2 protein-coding genes are annotated in these 961 nt (G+C 71.3%); one reads left to right on the top strand and one right to left on the bottom strand.

Annotated elements, in window-relative coordinates; all coding sequences use genetic code 11:
- On the top strand, nucleotides 1-496 hold a 496-nt coding region (locus tag DBR23_RS21120), incomplete at its 5' end, for a hypothetical protein (RefSeq protein ID WP_233250643.1).
- Here the strand turns inward: DBR23_RS21120 and DBR23_RS21115 are convergent.
- The coding region (locus tag DBR23_RS21115) for an ATP-binding protein (RefSeq protein ID WP_233250642.1) at nucleotides 493-961 on the bottom strand (469 nt) is incomplete at its 5' end. The genes DBR23_RS21120 and DBR23_RS21115 overlap by 4 nt on opposite strands.

Raw genomic sequence — 961 nt, 5'->3', positions numbered from 1 at the left:
CCCGCCATTGCGCTGGCCGGGGCGGTGCTTTCTGGCCGTGATGGCGGTGGCCTTCATGGCCGTGCTTTGGATGCATCCCGTGGCGGTGGGCGGCTCGCTCCTGGCGCTCGGCAGTCTGGTAGCCGTACTGAGCAGGCGCGAGGCCCTGCGCCTGGCCCGCATGGCGCAAGGCCGGGCGGGGGAGTCGATCTGCCAGTTTGCCCGCGCCATTGACTGCCGCCGGGTGGACACCTGGGTGGTGCGCGCGGTGTACGAGGAACTGCAGCGCAGCTTATCTGTAGCGGTGGCCGTGCCCTTGCGCGTGACCGACCACCTTCAGCGCGACCTGCGCCTTGATGCTGACGACCTGGATGACCTGGTCGCAGACATGGCACAGCGGGCCCGCCGCAGCCTGGCCGACACATCGGCCAACCCCCTGTTCGGCAAAGTGAGCACGGTGGGCGATCTGGTCGAATTTCTCCAGGCCCAGCCCCGCCTCCCGACCTGCGCCGTCTAGGCTCTGCGGAACTCCAGCGCCACCCGCAGTCCCGGCGCCGTGTTGCGTGCCACCATCTGCCCGCCATGCAGCGCCATCACGCGCTGCACAATCGCCAGCCCCAGACCCGATCCGCTGCGCTCGCCGCCCGGCCTTGCAGTGGTGAAAAAACGCTCCCCCAGGCGCGGCAGCGCGTAGCCGGGCACGCCGGGGCCGCTGTCTTGCACGGCCACCGTGGCGCCGTCCAGCTCTACCCGCACCGTGCTGCCTGCGGGCGCAAAGTCGATCGCGTTGTCCAGCAGGTTGGTCAGCGCCAGCGTCACCAGTTCGGCCTCCCATGGGCCGCTGGTGCCGTAGCCGCTCAGCGCCAGGGTGATGCCGCGCTGCCCGGCGCGGGCGCGGGTCTGGGCGATGGCGGCCTCGGCGCAGTCTTGCAGCGCCACGGGCGCGCGGCCTTCGGCGTGCTGGCGCTGCTCCAGCTTGGAC

The sequence above is a fragment of the Acidovorax sp. HMWF018 genome (genome assembly GCF_003061035.1).
Classification (GTDB): Bacteria; Pseudomonadota; Gammaproteobacteria; order Burkholderiales; family Burkholderiaceae_C; genus Acidovorax; species Acidovorax delafieldii.
The sequence above is the reverse complement of the archived record's forward strand: the minus strand, read 5'-3'. Positions and strand labels throughout refer to the sequence as shown.